The 15,759-nt window shown below is 60.1% G+C and carries 15 protein-coding genes and 2 tRNA genes; 8 read left to right on the forward strand and 9 right to left on the reverse strand.

All coding sequences use genetic code 11. From position 1 onward, the window contains the following. Nucleotides 1-26 precede the first annotated feature (26 nt). Genes AC4GY7_RS08500 through nadA form a run of 3 tightly spaced genes read left to right on the forward strand, consistent with a single transcriptional unit; the run spans nt 27 to nt 2,654 of the window. Nucleotides 27-884, forward strand: coding sequence for an MBL fold metallo-hydrolase (locus AC4GY7_RS08500; protein ID WP_491112972.1), 858 nt, complete (start codon nt 27-29; stop codon nt 882-884). After that, nucleotides 866-1,615: a DUF4230 domain-containing protein gene (locus tag AC4GY7_RS08505; protein ID WP_491112973.1), complete on the forward strand. Its 750-nt coding sequence runs from the start codon at nt 866-868 to the stop codon at nt 1,613-1,615. Before AC4GY7_RS08500 ends, AC4GY7_RS08505 begins: the two co-directional genes overlap by 19 nt. A gap of 31 nt (nt 1,616-1,646) precedes the next feature. Beyond that, nucleotides 1,647-2,654: a quinolinate synthase NadA gene (gene nadA, locus AC4GY7_RS08510; protein WP_491112974.1), complete on the forward strand. Its 1,008-nt coding sequence runs from the start codon at nt 1,647-1,649 to the stop codon at nt 2,652-2,654. A gap of 18 nt (nt 2,655-2,672) precedes the next feature. Here nadA and AC4GY7_RS08515 read toward each other — a convergent pair whose 3' ends face one another. Beyond that, on the reverse strand, nt 2,673-2,822 hold the full coding sequence (locus AC4GY7_RS08515) for a hypothetical protein (protein WP_443583829.1): 150 nt from the start codon (nt 2,820-2,822) through the stop codon (nt 2,673-2,675). Nucleotides 2,823-2,899: 77 nt separating this feature from the next. Between AC4GY7_RS08515 and nadC the strand changes: the two genes are divergently transcribed. Genes nadC through AC4GY7_RS08530 form a run of 3 tightly spaced genes read left to right on the forward strand, consistent with a single transcriptional unit; the run spans nt 2,900 to nt 4,963 of the window. Continuing rightward, on the forward strand, nt 2,900-3,748 hold the full coding sequence (gene nadC / locus AC4GY7_RS08520; protein WP_491112975.1) for a carboxylating nicotinate-nucleotide diphosphorylase: 849 nt from the start codon (nt 2,900-2,902) through the stop codon (nt 3,746-3,748). Between the two features lie 52 nt (nt 3,749-3,800). Further along, nucleotides 3,801-4,247: a hypothetical protein gene (locus AC4GY7_RS08525; RefSeq protein ID WP_443583827.1), complete on the forward strand. Its 447-nt coding sequence runs from the start codon at nt 3,801-3,803 to the stop codon at nt 4,245-4,247. Beyond that, on the forward strand, nt 4,244-4,963 hold the full coding sequence (locus AC4GY7_RS08530; RefSeq protein WP_491112976.1) for a ribonuclease T2 family protein: 720 nt from the start codon (nt 4,244-4,246) through the stop codon (nt 4,961-4,963). Before AC4GY7_RS08525 ends, AC4GY7_RS08530 begins: the two co-directional genes overlap by 4 nt. 6 nt (nt 4,964-4,969) lie before the next feature. Here the strand turns inward: AC4GY7_RS08530 and AC4GY7_RS08535 are convergent, their stop codons facing one another. From AC4GY7_RS08535 to AC4GY7_RS08555, 5 genes are all read right to left on the reverse strand, one after another. Then, on the reverse strand, nt 4,970-5,374 hold the full coding sequence (locus AC4GY7_RS08535; RefSeq protein WP_491113710.1) for a DUF4112 domain-containing protein: 405 nt from the start codon (nt 5,372-5,374) through the stop codon (nt 4,970-4,972). 41 nt (nt 5,375-5,415) lie between these two features. Beyond that, complete coding sequence (locus tag AC4GY7_RS08540; RefSeq protein ID WP_491112977.1) at nt 5,416-6,837, reverse strand: ABC transporter substrate-binding protein; 1,422 nt, start codon at nt 6,835-6,837, stop codon at nt 5,416-5,418. 59 nt (nt 6,838-6,896) lie between these two features. Further along, a tRNA-Leu gene (locus AC4GY7_RS08545) sits at nt 6,897-6,978 on the reverse strand. 1,250 nt (nt 6,979-8,228) lie between these two features. Beyond that, nucleotides 8,229-9,137 carry a hypothetical protein gene (locus tag AC4GY7_RS08550; protein ID WP_491112978.1) on the reverse strand — a complete coding sequence of 303 codons (909 nt, stop codon included), beginning with the start codon at nt 9,135-9,137 and terminating at the stop codon, nt 8,229-8,231. A gap of 223 nt (nt 9,138-9,360) precedes the next feature. Beyond that, entirely contained in the window at nt 9,361-10,926 is a 1,566-nt protein-coding gene (locus AC4GY7_RS08555; protein WP_491112979.1) for a DUF3696 domain-containing protein, read from the reverse strand. A 230-nt stretch (nt 10,927-11,156) separates the two neighbouring features. Between AC4GY7_RS08555 and AC4GY7_RS08560 the strand changes: the two genes are divergently transcribed. Further along, nucleotides 11,157-11,735, forward strand: a complete 579-nt coding sequence (locus AC4GY7_RS08560) for a recombinase family protein (RefSeq protein WP_491112980.1) — start codon at nt 11,157-11,159, stop codon at nt 11,733-11,735. Between the two features lie 56 nt (nt 11,736-11,791). Here the strand turns inward: AC4GY7_RS08560 and AC4GY7_RS08565 are convergent, their stop codons facing one another. Both AC4GY7_RS08565 and AC4GY7_RS08570 read right to left on the reverse strand, forming a co-directional pair. Further along, entirely contained in the window at nt 11,792-12,364 is a 573-nt protein-coding gene (locus AC4GY7_RS08565; protein ID WP_491112981.1) for a hypothetical protein, read from the reverse strand. 969 nt (nt 12,365-13,333) lie between these two features. Continuing rightward, nucleotides 13,334-13,549, reverse strand: coding sequence for a hypothetical protein (locus AC4GY7_RS08570; RefSeq protein ID WP_491112982.1), 216 nt, complete (start codon nt 13,547-13,549; stop codon nt 13,334-13,336). Nucleotides 13,550-13,655: 106 nt separating this feature from the next. Between AC4GY7_RS08570 and AC4GY7_RS08575 the strand changes: the two genes are divergently transcribed. Continuing rightward, a tRNA-Pro gene (locus AC4GY7_RS08575) sits at nt 13,656-13,730 on the forward strand. Nucleotides 13,731-14,142: 412 nt separating this feature from the next. Here AC4GY7_RS08575 and AC4GY7_RS08580 read toward each other — a convergent pair. After that, nucleotides 14,143-15,597, reverse strand: coding sequence for a hypothetical protein (locus tag AC4GY7_RS08580; protein ID WP_491112983.1), 1,455 nt, complete (start codon nt 15,595-15,597; stop codon nt 14,143-14,145). Between the last annotated feature and the right edge of the window lie 162 nt (nt 15,598-15,759).

Consider the following 15,759-nt stretch of genomic DNA (forward strand, 5'->3'; position numbering starts at 1 on the left):
CGCGGACCGGGCCACATCCCTTGCCGATGCCTGAGTATCCGACCGGTATTCCGATTGAACTCGAGCCGCTTGTCACCCGCGTGCTCGCCCCCAATCCCTCGCCCTACACCGGCAGCGGCACGCAGACGCATATCGTCGGGCAGCGCGATGTCGCGATCATCGATCCCGGCCCGGACGATCCGGCGCATGTCGCGGCGCTCCTGGCCGTGATCGGGGATCGCCCGGTGCGGGCCATCGTCATTACCCATCATCATCGCGATCACAGCCCGGCGAGCCGCCCGCTCGCGGCGGCGACCGGTGCGCCGATCGTCGGCGCCGCGCCCGTCCACAAGGCGAGCGACAGCCCACGGCTGGATGCCGCCTTCGACGCCGATTACGCCCCCGACCGCATCTTCCGCGAGGGCGACCGGGTGAGCGGCGACGGCTGGACGCTGGAGGCGATCGCGACGCCGGGCCACACCTCCCATCACCTCGCCTTCGCCCTGCCGGAGAGCAATGCGTTGTTTTCCGGCGATCACGTCATGGGATGGGCGACCAGCGTGATCTCGCCGCCCGACGGCGACATGGGCGCTTACATGGCCAGCCTCGACAAGCTGCTCGCCCGGGAAGACCGCATCTACTACCCAGGCCATGGCGAGGCGGTGAATGCGCCGCAACGGCTGGTGCGCGGCATGCTGGGCCATCGCAAGCAGCGCGAAGGCCAGATTCTGCGCTTGCTGCGCGAGGCGCCGCGCGGCCTTTCGACGATGACGGAGCGCATGTATGTCGGGCTCGATCCGCGGCTGATCCCGGCAGCGGAGCGTTCGGTGCTGGCGCATCTGTACGATCTGCGCGGGCGCGGACTGGTGGACGAGGAGGGCGAAGCATGGCGGATCGCGGCGTAAACGATCCGGCGGCGGCGCCCGCGCCCTTACCCCCGCAGCGATCCTCCACCGGCTCGTTCCTCGGCAAGGTGGCGGGCGTCATCATCCTCGTCGGCCTTGCCGTGCTGGTCGGCCTGTGGGGCGTTCAGCGTTATGTCGAGCGGCGACTGGCGCCCGACCCCACCACCGTCGCCAGCGCCAGCCTGCAGGGCCTGCGCGAACAGAACCGCTTGTCCGCCTTCGCCGCGCGTTTCGTCGCGGTCAGCACCTCGCGCCAGTCACAACTGGGCCTGTCGACCGAGAAGACGCTCATCATGCCGGGCCTCGTCCGCTACGAGGTCGATCTGGGCAAGCTGACGCAGAAGGATGTCGCCTGGGACCCGGACACCGATACGCTGTCCGTACGCCTGCCGCCGATCGAGCTGGACGGGCCGCAGGTCGACCTGACGCAGATCCGCGAATATGGCACCGGCGGCATCCTGTCGCGCCTGACCGATGCCGAGACACGGCTCGATTCTGCCAACCGCCGCGCCGGGCAGGCGGAACTGGTGCGGCAGGCCCGCGATGCGACGCCGATGAAGCTCGCCAAGGATGCGACGCGGCGCGCGGTGGAGAGCAGCTTCGCCATGCCGCTGCGGGCCGCCGGGATCGACGCGACGGTCAAGGTGACCTTCGCCGACGATCCAACCGCGGTCACCGAGCGCTGGGACACCAGCCGCTCGCTCGAAGAGGTGCTTGGAAACCGGCGTTGAGGGCGGCGGCCGGATCGCCTACGGGGATGTCATGGAACTGACCAACAGCTTTGCCGGGCTAGACCTGCGCGCCGAGATCGAGCGGCTCCGCAAGGAGCGCAATGCCGTGATCCTGGCGCATTATTACCAGAAGCCCGAGCTTCAGGACCTGGCCGATTTCGTCGGCGACAGCCTGGACCTCAGCCGCAAGGCGCAGGCGACCGATGCGGACGTCATCGCCTTTTGCGGCGTGCGCTTCATGGCGGAAACGGCGAAGATCCTCAGCCCCGACAAGACGGTGGTGCTGCCCGACATCGACGCCGGGTGCAGCCTGGAGGACAGCTGCCCACCCGAACAGTTCGCCGCGTTCCGCGCCGCGCATCCGGATCACATCGCGCTCACTTACATCAACTGTTCGACCGAGGTGAAGGCGCTGAGCGATATCATCGTCACCTCGTCGTCGGCCGAGACGATCCTGGCGCAGCTGCCGCGCGATCAGAAGATCATCTTCGGTCCGGACCGCAACCTCGGCGGTTACCTGCAACGCAAGACGGGACGCGAGCTGCTGCTATGGCCGGGCGTGTGCATCGTGCACGAGGCGTTCAGCGAAACCGAGCTGATGAAGCTGAAGGCGCAGCATCCCGGCGCGCCGGTCGCCGCCCATCCCGAATGCCCGGCGGTGATCCTGGATCATGCCGATTACGTCGGCTCGACCCGCGGCATCCTGGAATATGCGCAGGCGATGACCGGGGACACGCTGATCGTCGCGACCGAGCCGCACATCATCCATCAGATGGAAAAGGCGATGCCCGCCAAGCGCTTCATCGGCGCGCCGGGCGCGGACGGCAATTGCAACTGCAACATCTGCCCGTACATGGCGCTTAACACGATGGAGAAGCTCTACGTCGCGTTGCGCGACCTGACGCCGCGGATCGAGATCGAGGAAAGCCTGCGCGTGAAGGCGAAGTCCAGCCTGGATGCGATGCTCGCGATGGCGTCCGGCACGGTCGGGCAGGGCGATCTCGGCCCGCGTGGCGCGGTACCGGTGACGGGCGACTGAGGGATCGGCGCGAGGCGCTCAGAGCGCGGGTGCGGCCTGCATGCAGCGCAACCGGTCGCGTGCCTCGTCGACATGGATGGCGATCATCGGCATGTCCAGCCGGTCGGCCAATTCCAGCGCCGCCGTCAGCATGCGATGCAGTTCGGCCGTTGCCGCGTGCGTTTCCATGTCAATGATCCCCCAGAGCCCCGACCGCGAATGCACAAGTCTCCATTTGGTTCCCTGCTTCGCTCGAGAAAGTTTCCATGACCCGATTCACTCTGGATGGCTTCGATCCTGACGCTTTCGTGGCGGCCACGCTTGCCGAGGATTGCGGGCAGGCCGGCGACATCACCTCCGCCGCGGTGATCCCGGCCGAGGCGCGCTTTGCCGGCGTCATGGACACGCGCGAGGCGATCGCCGTCGCAGGCCTGCCCCTCGCCGAAGCGTTCTTCCGCACGCTCGACCCGGAGGTACGTTGCACCGCTCTGGTGGCCGATGGCGAAAAGGTGTCTGCCGGCACGCCACTGATGCGCATCGATGGGTTCGCACGGGCCATGCTCACCGCGGAACGGTCGGCACTCAACACGGTGCAGCACCTGTCCGGCATCGCGACGCTGACCCGCGCCCATGTCGATGCAATCGCCGGCACCGGTGCGATCCTGCTGGACACCCGCAAGACCATCCCGGGCCTGAGGCGGTTGGAGAAATATGCCACCCGCACGGGCGGTGCGCAGAACCACCGCATGGGCCTGTGGGATGCGGCGATGATCAAGGACAATCACGTCGCGGTGGCCGGCGGCGTCGCGGCGGCGGTCGATCGTGCTGTCGCGGCCGGCATCGCGCGGATCATCGTGGAGGTCGACCGCATCGACCAGATCGCGCCCGCGCTCGCCGCGGGGGCGACGCACCTGCTGCTCGACAACATGCCGCCCGCCATGCTGCGCGAGGCGGTGGGCATCGTCGACGGACGCGTGCCGACGGAGGCATCGGGCGGCGTGCGTCTCGACACGATCCGCGCCATCGCCGAGAGCGGCGTCACCTATATCTCGGTCGGCCGTCTCACCCAATCGGCACCGGCGGCGGACATCGGGCTCGATTTCGCCTTGGCGTGATCGCCGTGCCGCGGCTAGGCTGCGCCCCGTATCCGCAAGGGGGGAACACGCCATGAGCAAGCCGCCATCGATCGTCCGGTTCGAACAATTCTACTGGGCCTCCGTCATCCTGTCGCTCATCAACGGCCTGCTCAACTGGCGCGTTTCGCAGGCGACGCTGGCGGCCAATCCCGTGCTCGCCAACGCGACCTGGCTGCTGCCGGTCATGCAGCTGGTCGGGCTCGCCATCGCGGTGCTGCTGTGGTTCTTCATCGCCCGGCGGCCGAGCGTCGTCGCCAAATGGGTGCAGGTGGTGTTCGCCGCGTTTGGCGCCTTTGCCATCCTGTCGTCGCTGTTCCTGCTCGCGTCCGGCCGCACGGCCAGCCCGTTGCAGGTCCTCTTGGGGCTGATCGCCAACATCCTCTACATCGCCGCTGCCGTCATGCTTTTCAAGCCCGATGCCAAGCTGTGGCTGGGCGAGGGGCTGGACGACGACGATCTGGACGCGCCGCGCGTATGATCGGCCGGCTGACCTTCGCTGCGACGATGCTCGCCGTTCCCGCGGCGGCGCAGGCGCAGGCCTATCGCTGCGCGGTGCCGGCGCCGGCGGCGATCGATCGCCCGCGGCCCGACCTGCCCGACGCCAGGCAGCCGCGCCGGGTGCTGCCGATCGGCGGCTACACGCTAGCCATCACCTGGGCGCCGCAATATTGCCGCGACCATGCCCGCGATGTGTCCGCCCGCTTCCAGTGCGGCAGCGGCAATCGGTTCGGCTTCACGCTGCATGGGCTATGGCCGGATGGCGTTGGCAAGGACTGGCCGCAATATTGCCGCAGCACCCCATTGCTGTCGCGACAGGTGATCCGGCGCAATATCTGCGCGACCCCGTCGGCACAACTGCTCCAGCACGAATGGGCGAAGCATGGCACCTGCATGCCCGGCATGCGGCCGGAGCGTTATTTCGAACGATCGACCGGCCTTTACGCCAAGCTACGCTATCCGGATATGGACGCGCTGTCGCGCCGCCCGCTGACCGCCGGTGGGCTGGCGCAGGCGGTGGCGCTCGCCAATCCCGGCCTGACCGCCGACATGATGCGCATCACCGCCAACCGGCAGGGGTGGCTGGACGAGATCTGGATCTGCCTCGACACCGGCTTCCACTATGCGCGCTGCCCGGCGCATCAGGGTGGGCTTAGCTCCGATGCAGCCGTCAAGATCTGGCGGGGGCGGCGCTGAGCGCGCTCATCCGGCGATCGTCGCGGTCGCCGGATGATGCCGGTCGAGGTGCCGGCGGATGATCCGCAGGTTGCGGGTGTTGGAGCGGAAGAAGAAATCGGGCACGGCGCCGACGAAGGGGATCAGGCCCAGCGCCCAGTCGATCCCGACATTGCCGAACATTCGCGCCATCTGCAGCTTCGACATGCCAAGGTTGCGCGCCTCCCACACCAGCCACGATCCGATCAGCGCGGCGATCGTGGTGCCGACCACGGGCACGAGATCGAGCAGGACGTCCATGCCGACGCGGCGGTTAATGCCGGGGATGGTGAACAGCCCCTCCATCACCCGTTCCATCGCCTCCAGCCGTACGCGCACCGATGCCGGATCGCGCCCGACGGGCAGCGAATCCAGCATCGGGCGGATATCCATCGGACGGGGGCGGGTGGTGCCGGGGCGGGTGTTCATGCCCCTTAATTGGGATCGTCGCGCAGGCGGTTCAACGGGTGCCAGGCGCGGCTGTTCGGCCGCCACTGGCGCAGGCGCATCGCCACCAGCGACCAGCGCAACGGGCGGGCGATCGGGATGAAGGCGGTGTCGCTGGCCAGTGCCGCATCCGCCGCGGCGATCAAGCGCGATCGTTCCTGTAGCGTCGGTGCGTCGCGCGCGGCGATCAGCGCGCGCTGCGCCTCTTCGCCGCAAACGGCACAGGCATTCGCGAGATACCAGCGCGCGCTGTCATAGGGCGCGACGCGATCGACGAGTTGCAGGTCGGCCGCGCCGCCGATGGCGACACGCTCGCTGGTGATGCCGACGCCGAGCAGCGAGGCGGCAACCTGCGCATAGAGCAGGGTGGCACCGGGACCGGGCGGCAACGCGATGCGCAGATGCACTGGCGATCCCCAGGCGGTGACGGCAGCGCGCGCCTGTTCCTGGCGTTGATCGGGCGTGAGCAGCGACCAGCCGGGCAGGGCAGGGGGGGCTGCCGAGTCGAGCGTGTCCGGCAGGATGCGCTCCGCCGGTTCCCAACCCTGCATCACCGCTCCGGTGATCGCCGCGCGATCCATGGCGCCGCTGATCGCCGCCCGGTTGCGCGCATCCGCCAGAAAGCCGTCGCGGTTCAGGATTGCCAGGCCGAACAGGCCGGCGGCGGGGTCGAGGCGGATGTTGGCAGGCGCCACCGCCACCAGTCCGACCAGCGGCCAATCGACGAAGGTGCCGCCCGTGACATAGTCCGAATCGCGCGCGGCGAAGCGGACGATCGCCCGCGCCGCGCGTTCGCCGATCAGCCGCACGTCCTGTTCCGGCCGGGTGCGGCGCTGATCCTCGGGATCGGCGCGGTCGGGGTCGAAGGCCGGGCGCAGCAACGGACTGCGCGCCGCCCGCACGATCCGCATCGGGCCTGCGCCACCCACCTTGTCGCTGCGCCACAACGCCAGTTCGGGCTGGGCGAAGAGCTTCAGCAGGTCCGGCCGCGGGCGGCGCAGGCGCACCTCGATGACCTGCGGCGTCATCGTCACGATCTCGTCGACCGCGGTGAGGAAGGGACTGAGCGGATTGCGCGATCCCGGCGCCAGTTCCCGGCGCAGATGCGCGACCACCTGTTCCGCCAGCACGGGACTGCCGTCGCTCCACTGCGCTTCGCGCAGGCGGAAGATGTAGCTCATCCCCTGGTCGATCACGATCCAGCGTTCGGCAAGGCCCGGTTCGATCTGGCCGGTCGCATCGAAGCGGACCAGCCCCTCGGCCGTCGCGTCGAGCAGCAGCCGGGCGGGCGTATCCGGCCGCCCGCGCGCCGGATCGACCAGCCGCGGCGGCCCGCCGATCGCGCTGGCGATCACCGGTCCCGAATCGGGACGCTGACTACATCCGGAACCCGCGGCCGCGATCAGCAACGGAAGCCCCAGGGCGCGCGTGACGGGCGACCCGAAGGCACGGGACAGCGAGAGCGTGGTGGTGCGGACGGCGGGACTCGAACCCGCACTCCAGGGGAAGCCGATTTTAAGTCGACCTCTGTAACCACCCAGCACGTACCCTTTATGACCAGAATACATGCACTTAGGCTCCAGTTTTCCAAGGCGCGATGACCGCGACTTACCCCCGTTTACCGAGGAATTCCCGACAAGATTACACGCGTTCTACACCGGAAGCACCGGCGTTGGGGGGGGGGGCATGGCAGGCGCGGCTTCGTCGGGCCATTAGACTAACAGCGGCGAACTGCCCGGGTGGATGTATATCTGATCAGGAGCGCCATCAGAGCCCGACAGCGACGGCCGTATAAGATCGAGTACAGGACTCGAACCTGTGACCCCCGCATTACGAAAAATCAAACACGTAGCGAAAGTTGCTAGTTACCATTGCACTACTGCTTTGTAGCAGCCGCCCGCTTCCATGCGACCGCTGCCATGTCAACATAGTGACAACGAAGCCAATCCATCGTGCCGAACTAGAAAACCGCAGAAAGACGACGGTCGCGCACTCCTAGTGGAGCGATTAGGACGATCGGCAGCCCCGTGCAACTAGCCCGCTGTGCCACGATTGTGTCAACCATCCGCCACCAACGAAAGCAGCCTTGCAATATTAAGAAAGCCGTGGCAATACACTCGCGTCGATTAAAATTTATCGATAAGAAAAATGAAAACCTTTTTATGTGAAAGGAATATTATGGGACCAACAACGAAAAGTTATGACTTCGAGATCAAATGCCATTAAAGAATACTGCCGGACATGCAGCTTCGATAAGACCGCCCCTGGAACATTTCTAGAGCAGATTGCAGCCTGTCCAGTGACAAGCTGTCCGCTAATACTTCTTCGACCTATGCCGAGGCATTGTCGTAAAAACGGAGCGATTGTACCGGAGGCGGTTTCAGCGATCGATAAGAAGCTAAGAGCCATCGACCACCAAAGGTTTCTAGAGGGGCGATAGCCTTCAATTTAGCAGTAAAAAGCTGCTAAATCAGCACAGCGGGCAGGGCAGATGTACAAACGCCCCGCTCCGCTACGGCTGTCCCAATTTAACCGCATTTTCGACCAGCGGCTTGCGGCCTCCGCGTGGCGATGATCAACGCCGACAATGCGATTTTAGTCCGATGTGCCATTATACCCGAGGTGTCCGAAAAGGGCCTGGAAATAAGGTCTTACCGGATCAATGGAGGAGGGCGACGGTGCCCTTTTTGCCGCGGACCACTCCCAAATTCTGGGAGCAATTACACCAGAGTTAGATTTGGCATTCTGTCGTGAGTTCTTACATAAAGACGCTGCGATCTCTTCAAAACCAAAATGCGTTTCAAAGTCTAGCAGCGGCCTTGTCACCGGCCGCAACGTCCTTCAAGTGATCAGCTAACTTACCGATTGCTCTCCTGTAGTCTTCATACGCCATGTCGCGCTTGATCGCATGTTTAAGCGTAGCAGAGTAGCGCGACGCTAAAGCGTGTTCGATAACCCATTCTATTGCGTCGCCAGGCACGATGGCGGCATTTAGAAAACGCAGTCGTGGTAAGATGCTGGCGTCGACCGCCCCGAAGTTTGTCCTGAATATCCGGAGGATTTCGCGGGTATCGCCATCTCCTGTGCCAACTTTCAGGTTAAGCATCTGCCAGATATGCATTTCCGTGGCGGTCAGACGTGGAAACGTAGGAAACGCATTTACGATTGCGCGCCGCTCTTCACGGCGTCCGTTGGCTTCAAAGTAAACATTCAACAGATTCGGCCCGACGTAATTCTCCAACATCCTCCCATGGGTCGAAAGAAAAACGAACATGGGGTTGCAATCTGACCAGCCTAATGTCCCGTTGCAAAGATTGAGATTCGAAGCAGTGTTCAATGCTAAAAGGCCAGTACTGCCCGCAGGAAAAGGCGGCGCGTCATCTGCCGCATCTTTGTCTACAAGAACTAAGCCTTTCAAAGGCGAAGGTTCTTCCGCAACAAGAGCAGCTGCAAGGGTGTTGCCGCCACCCATTGCCATCCTATAGTTAATGAGCGAGGCAGGATAGGAGAACCCCGAAAGATATACGTCACATAGTATTTGAATGAATCGCACATCCGTAGTATTTTCAGCTAGAAAGAAAGTCCGGGTATGCAAGCGGTTCCAATGCAGCATGTTCATGCTAACTTTGACTATGCGATCATCGCCCATAACATAGTTTGCGAGAAAGTCTGGATGATGTGCTTCAATTGTTCTTGCGGCTAAACGCATTGCCGTTATATAATCTTGAAGCTTGTTTGATATATATACCAGTGTTGCCTTCGCCGAGCGACTTAGATCGAACTGTCCAAATGCATGTATGTCGCGCCTGGTTGGAACAAGAACTATATTGCCGCAGCGGTGGCCAGACAGTAGATGTTCAAGGAAGTCTATTACCGAGTTGTCGTTTGCTGCTGCTTGTGGGGATAATGATTCTCCAAGAGTTACAAACATATTATATCGACCGTGCTGAGAAGAAGCCAAGTGGCCAATTCTGAATTATTCCATCGGCATCAAACTCGCCGACTCTAATACTTGAGGCGCCATTGTCGTCATCTTTTTCTAGAAAGTGAATTACGATGGCACTTGGATCGATAAGGCCTTCGACTACCAACTCGCCTAAGCGAGCAATCATTGTCTCGCTGTGGGTTTCCAGTACAAAATATGGCAGGCGTGAGTTGGGATTGCCTGCCTTAACAGCATTTACAAACAAATCGGCAAGCCGGGCTTGGAACGCTGGGTGGAGATGAAGTTCCGGCTGTTCAATTGCAATTATTTGCTGATTGCCGCGTTCATCAAACGGGATGTAAGCCCTCTTAGACTGACTATGGATCTGTGCTACGAGCGGAAGAAGCTGCGAAAAACCGAAGCCAACGTCAGCTAAGTTGTCATAGGAGTCGCTGTCTGCAACTGCTATTTCCAAGCTAATGTGGCCTACCGTGGAATGTGATCGTATTTTAACGTTAAATAGGCTTATTAGTAATTCGTTGAAGGAGCCAAGCTCAAGGGTGTTCAGCGACCCGATATATGTTGCAAAGTTTTCGCCCTTTTCATCAATTCTGTCAACGGACAATTCTTGTTCCCGATAGAACCGACTTCCGCTTGAGCGGATTGGGCCGAGATAAGAAGATGACTCGAAAACCGGGCCTACGGACTCTTGGATAAAAGCCAGCAGCTGTCCAAAATGCGACAGCAAAATCATCGTAAATAGTTCGTCGATTTTGCTGCGATTGTTGAGTGAAGTCTGCTTTACACCGGGCAGGGCTGCCAAATATAGATTTAGATCTTCGCGGGAGATTAAGCGGTCAGTTGGACGGTTGTTTTCAGGTGACCGTATAAAAAGCGATGGCTTGGTTCGTGGCGCGTCAGGAGCAAGATTTAAGGGCGTATCAGTAAAATACTGAACCAAATCGGCAATCCGCTGGGTCGTGTCGGGAGACAGGTCGAGACCTGCTTCGCCGCTATTCCTAAAGTATATGTAAGGAAAGAGCCGGCTTGTAAACGCCTCTACGCCTTTAGTGAATCGGCTGGTTTCGATGCGCTGATCATTGACGTAAAGGCGAGAGAAATTGCCATCTTTCAGTTGAACGCTAACGGTGTCGGCGTCAATTTCGATGGAAAACGAACGATAGTCCGTTTTTCCGTCCGGCGTTGGCGACAAGAGCGCATTAAAACGGACACGCCGCCCCTCCAGCGAGTTAGCTATGCTTGCTGACCGCCGACGGCGAGATGCTCCTTCGTTGAATTTTGTTGTGTCTAAATCAAAGCTTATACGAAGCACGTCGGAACCGCTGCTCCTATTGAGAACGTCACCGATCCTACCAAAGTCGATTGTTGTTGAGGTCCACAACACCGGCGCAGACGTGTCACGCGCCAAGCTTTGCCGAAATAGGGGGAACAAGCGCGTCAAGGAACTCTTTCCAGCGCTGTTTCGTCCCATTAAAATGGTAATGGGTCGCAACTCTAATTTTGCAGGCTTGGAAAAGCTTCGGTAGTTCTCAACCTCGATTGCTTTCAGCATCGCGTTTCCTGCTTCTGTAGGCGCTGTCGCGCGTCGCCTTTCTGATCCGGTTGCCATGTAGGCCGGTAGATGCGTTCGCGTCCAGCCGCCATACGGTGGAGGGCATCAAAGGTGTACCCTTTGAGCCTATTGCCGATGCCTTCCGTCCATAGGCTTTAAAGATAGGACTCCTCATATATGCACCTAGCGCATATAAACAGCCTATCTTCTGAACGACTCGGGAGGCTAGCTTGGCCCGCATTGCATATTACCGCGTATCTGACACGTCGCAGTCAATCGAAACGCAGCGGCAGGCTTTAGGCGGGCAGTTTGATCGCGAATTTGCCGACGAAGGCGTAAGCGGTGCCGTACAAGCTGCTGACCGCAGGGGCTTCGCTGAACTGCTTAGGTATGTCCGTGAAGGCGACACCCTCTACATCTACGCTATCGACCGGCTCGGAAGGGACGCTCTCGATATCCAAAGCACGATCCGTCGGCTGATCGACAAGGGCGTTACTGTGGACGTTCGTGGTCTTGGACCGATTGCCAGGGGCGTTGGCGAACTGATCGTTGCCGTGCTGGCGCAGGTTGCCGAAATGGAACGTCAGCGAATTAAGGAAAGGTGCGATGCCGGACGCGCCGCCGCCAAGGCTTCCCTAGCCGCTACGGGCAAGACCCATAGGGGGAAGGCAAGCCTTGGCAGGCCGATGGCAGCGGATCGCGTCGAGGTTCAGGCATGGCGTAAGGCTAATGCTGCCAGCATCGCCCAAACGGCGGCACGGTTCGGTTTGTCGCTTGCTACCATCAAGCGCTACTGCGCTACTGCTTGATGTGCAGAATGTTGAAACAAGGGAGCCAAGGCTTTAAATCGCCTTTGTGCCGTCAGCTAGCCATCGACCCGGAAGCTGCGAACTTCGCATATGCCCCGTTCTGCAACGTAAAGTTGGGCGATTGCTGTTCCAATCGCGTATCCACCGAAGGAGTTGCGTGATCTAAAGCGCATCAGAGCGTCATATCCGCCCGCTTTAGCAGGCGTGATAACGGTGCCAATGTGTTGGAAGCTATCGGGGTCTTTAAGTTGACGCTGCACGTTTAGCTGTAATGCGGTGTTCAACCCGTTAGGGCCATCCATACATACCGCACCTGTTTTGACGGATTCTTTGTAGCTGGCCTCATCCGCTGCGGCGGCGATTGCATCTTTCTTTGCTTGCTCCTCTGCTGCGATCCTGGCGTTCTCTTTGACCTCATAGGAGCAATAGCTGACGCCGATGATGGGGATGGCGGCAATAACGGCTGCTGATCCAAAGCACCCGAGCCGACCTGCTAATGTGGTGATGCCAAAGACACGCTCTAACCAGCCCGGTCCAGTTTTATCGCCGACGCGCTGGCCCTTGGGCGGCAAACGCCAATCATTAGGCGCGTTCTTTGCCGCTAGCCGCTCTTCTTCCGTTTGATCCATATTGCCCCTCTCGATTTGGGGCATCCCGGCGGTGAGCCGGGTGTTAGGAACCAAGCGCAAGGGCAAGGCGCATACGCCTTTACCGTTGCCGGTTGGACATAGCGCATGCCACCCGGCCGAATGATTCGACCGGACCTTGCGGCAGAGAGGTTCCTACGCCCCAACGCCCCCGATTTTGCGGAGGCGCAGAGCGGTGATGCCGCAACCCGTTGCTGCGAGCAATCGCCTTTACGATAGAGACGAAGTCCAAGGAGAAATTAGGTCGACCCGATCCGATCCGTGCAGGTAGAAGCCAGATCGAGGTCGGACCTCACACATATCACGACAGCAAGGTGCCTCTGCCACCAGCTAAGCCGTGTTTCACGGATTGGGCTTACACCCGCAGTATGTCGTCCAGGAAATCGCTTCGCGCCGTTCCCATCCAGAGGGGCAAGCACTATCGTGAGAAGCGGCGGCGGGCGCAGTTCAAGCGAGTAGCTATGCCTGCGGCGATCCTTGGGGCTTCGGCGATGGTAGGCGGTGTCGTTGGCATCATGCCTCCATCAACCCTATCGTTCCTTCAACTCGGCTACACTGATACCGTAAGCGGTTGCATCGTCACGGACGGTGACACGATCCGATGTAACGGCGAGCGGATAAGATTGCTCGGCATCGACGCGCCCGAACTGCCAGGTCATTGCCATACAGGACGTGCTTGCGCGCCGGGCGATCCCTATGCGTCTACGAGGTCGCTTTCTGATGCATTGGTCGGCGCGCTCCGCATCAACCGTATCGGGCAGGATCATTATGGGCGAACCCTTGCCATCCTTACGGGCGACAAGGGCGACCTATCATGCTGGCAGCTTCAACACGGACAGGCGGTTTATAAGCCGCAGTGGGATAATGGCTCGCGGGTACTACGAACGTGTCCAGCGGTGGCCATACTCTAGCAGGAATGTCCGCTTCTGGGGGAGAGCGGACATAGGTTGACTAGCGCCAAACGGCTCGGCCTTTGCCATAACCCGGATGCCTCTCCTCAAATTCCTTCATGAACAATAGGCGGGCCTCATCCAGTTTGCGACACGCTTCTGCGGAGTAGCCTTCGTCGCCAGCTTCTGCGAGGGTGTCGTATAGGCGGAGCATAAACTGCTGGTAGGCCTCAGCAGGATCGATCAATTCGCCGAAGCGGTTGTAGGTTTCAGCCATCGGCACAGCAAATCGCATAGCACAGCAGCCGTCAACCGGCCGGCTATTGATACGCCAATGTCCGCTGTTAGGCGAAAGCGGACGTGGGGTCCGCTACGTGATCCAAGCAGCGGTAGCACAACCGGAGAGTGCGCCAGCCTAGGGGTTGGGAGTATGTGTGGTTCAAGTCCCACCCGCTGCGAATGGCAGCTATTGGGCGTTAGCCGCCAATTACAAAGAGCATTGCAAGGAACGGAAAACCGAGCAGAGTCAGGAAAATCGCCCATCCTTCCCACGTCGCCGGGAAATAGGGTTTACCTCGTCCAACGGTAAACCAAGCAGATGGATGATTGAAGCGGGAGCGCGACTTAGCCACGCCGGTAGTTGTATCCCGCATCCGAACGTGCGCAACAGGATGATTGCCCTCATCACGACGTAAGTAGGCGGCTTCAATGCGCCGCCGTCAGCACAGGGAAGCTGATAGCGCTTAAGGCCCATATAAGCCCCGTACAGCACTTCGGGGGCGTGCAGGCTACTTGCCTAGCCAAAAAGCTTTTTGCTGCTGTACGGGGCCTAGTAGGGGCGTTTGGAGGCAATTGGAAATGCAGATGCAGCTACTTCTTCTCTAACTTTGGCTTATTGCCAAATCGACGTTCGAAGTGACGGCATAGGGCGTCATGTGTGACTGACGCGTCGCTCACTTTGCAGATGATCGAGTCATGCACAGGCAAGGCGATAACGCCATGGTTAGTGCATAGATCATGAACAGCGTTGATTACGGCCTGGCTTTCTTCGTATTGTAAAACACCCCAGTTGATATCAAATTTCTCAAGCAGGTTGAGCACGGGAAATTTCGGTAACGCGTCCTTTGTGAGCGCTTTGACGGGCCAATCCTTGCCCAGCTTACCTGTATATTGGTAGCCACCAGCGATGAGGAAATCTTTTAGTTTATTTGGCTTTTGAGGAGTTGCCTCGCGTGCATATTCTTTGATGATATCGCTTGGCCATTTGGTGAGGGGTTCACCTTTGCCCAACGAGGCGTTGACGAAAAGCTTTACGATAGGGCGCGGGATGCCCTCTACGGCGTACAGGTCGCCAGTAGCAGCCATAGGCAACCCCAGCATCATCATGGCGATCGTCAGGTGGCTAGACGAGATATCCCACTCTACGACGGGTTTGCCGTCGATGGTCATCCGTGAACGTTCATCGCCGCTAAGCTGCTGATAGCCGCCGCCGATGGAGTACAGCCGTCCACCCCTGTTGTAGTGAACCCCCGCAAGGTCACCCTGATTGAAGATGCGCTGGAAGCCGATGTGTGGCGCACCGATCGAGGTATTACCGATAGCCGTATTGATTTCCTCTACCTGACGAGCAAGTTCGATCACTGTAGGATCGGCATAATCGACCTTCATAGGCTTGCCGGAAATCTTACGTCCGAAAAATTCGTACTCCCGTTCGGACGATGCACGGAGTTTGATAGGATGGCGGACCTCGGGCCTTGCAGATACGGGGCGGAAGTGTCGCCCATAATCGGCGGCGTTGATCCCGTAGGTCCTCGCCAGATTAATCAGTGATGGCGTCGGGTGAAAGCGGGTGGCCCGGCCTTTGAACCATGGACCGAAATCGATGGCCCCTGGCTCGACGGACAGCATACCCTGCTCCGCAAGGGCCTTGTGCGCCTTTACGAAAGGGCCACGGCCAACGAGGCAGTCCGCAAAGGTCGTCGCCCCAACGGGCCTATAGAGATAGACATGCGGGCCTTCGCTGGCAGCCCGCATCAGGTCGGCGGCGATAAGGCTGACTGCCTTTCGCGCCGGACCCTTCGCCCCACGCCGTGACTGCTCCATGCCAGCAATAAGCTTATCCACAAATGCTTTCGCTTCATCAGAATGAGGCTCATGCATTAACATCATGAAAATACCGGTTTGGTCAATCATTAGATCAAGCTTCGGCTTTTCATTACCAGTCCTGCCATCAGTATGACCACCGGCGTTCGACGAAATCACGCTATGCGATTTCAGCAGGGCGTCCACCCGCAGTTTGAGGTTCTTGTGCGCTTCGCTTTTCATTGCATCATCCAAGGCAAGTCGCGTCGCTTTGAGAAGGGCAGTGAATACGCCATTCTCAAATCGATACTATAATGGCATAGGTGGGGGCTCCCCCTCGATGGGGTCTCTCAAGTTATTATTGGCAGTTTTCCTGCTGGAATAAAGACGCAGGGTGTATATCTT

It is taken from the genome of Sphingomonas sp. SP5, assembly GCF_058313455.1.

What these genes read in the sequence shown, in the direction of transcription:
- nadA (WP_491112974.1), top strand. Translation starts at nt 1,647, where the DNA reads ATGGAACTGACCAACAGCTTTGCCGGGCTAGACCTGCGCGCCGAGATC.
- AC4GY7_RS08580 (WP_491112983.1), bottom strand. Translation starts at nt 15,597, where the DNA reads ATGAAAAGCGAAGCGCACAAGAACCTCAAACTGCGGGTGGACGCCCTG.
- AC4GY7_RS08505 (WP_491112973.1), top strand. Translation starts at nt 866, where the DNA reads ATGGCGGATCGCGGCGTAAACGATCCGGCGGCGGCGCCCGCGCCCTTA.
- AC4GY7_RS08515 (WP_443583829.1), bottom strand. Translation starts at nt 2,822, where the DNA reads ATGGAAACGCACGCGGCAACGGCCGAACTGCATCGCATGCTGACGGCG.
- AC4GY7_RS08525 (WP_443583827.1), top strand. Translation starts at nt 3,801, where the DNA reads ATGAGCAAGCCGCCATCGATCGTCCGGTTCGAACAATTCTACTGGGCC.
- AC4GY7_RS08500 (WP_491112972.1), top strand. Translation starts at nt 27, where the DNA reads ATGCCTGAGTATCCGACCGGTATTCCGATTGAACTCGAGCCGCTTGTC.
- AC4GY7_RS08565 (WP_491112981.1), bottom strand. Translation starts at nt 12,364, where the DNA reads ATGGATCAAACGGAAGAAGAGCGGCTAGCGGCAAAGAACGCGCCTAAT.
- AC4GY7_RS08555 (WP_491112979.1), bottom strand. Translation starts at nt 10,926, where the DNA reads ATGCTGAAAGCAATCGAGGTTGAGAACTACCGAAGCTTTTCCAAGCCT.
- nadC (WP_491112975.1), top strand. Translation starts at nt 2,900, where the DNA reads ATGACCCGATTCACTCTGGATGGCTTCGATCCTGACGCTTTCGTGGCG.
- AC4GY7_RS08570 (WP_491112982.1), bottom strand. Translation starts at nt 13,549, where the DNA reads ATGGCTGAAACCTACAACCGCTTCGGCGAATTGATCGATCCTGCTGAG.
- AC4GY7_RS08530 (WP_491112976.1), top strand. Translation starts at nt 4,244, where the DNA reads ATGATCGGCCGGCTGACCTTCGCTGCGACGATGCTCGCCGTTCCCGCG.
- AC4GY7_RS08550 (WP_491112978.1), bottom strand. Translation starts at nt 9,137, where the DNA reads ATGCGTTTAGCCGCAAGAACAATTGAAGCACATCATCCAGACTTTCTC.
- AC4GY7_RS08535 (WP_491113710.1), bottom strand. Translation starts at nt 5,374, where the DNA reads ATGGATATCCGCCCGATGCTGGATTCGCTGCCCGTCGGGCGCGATCCG.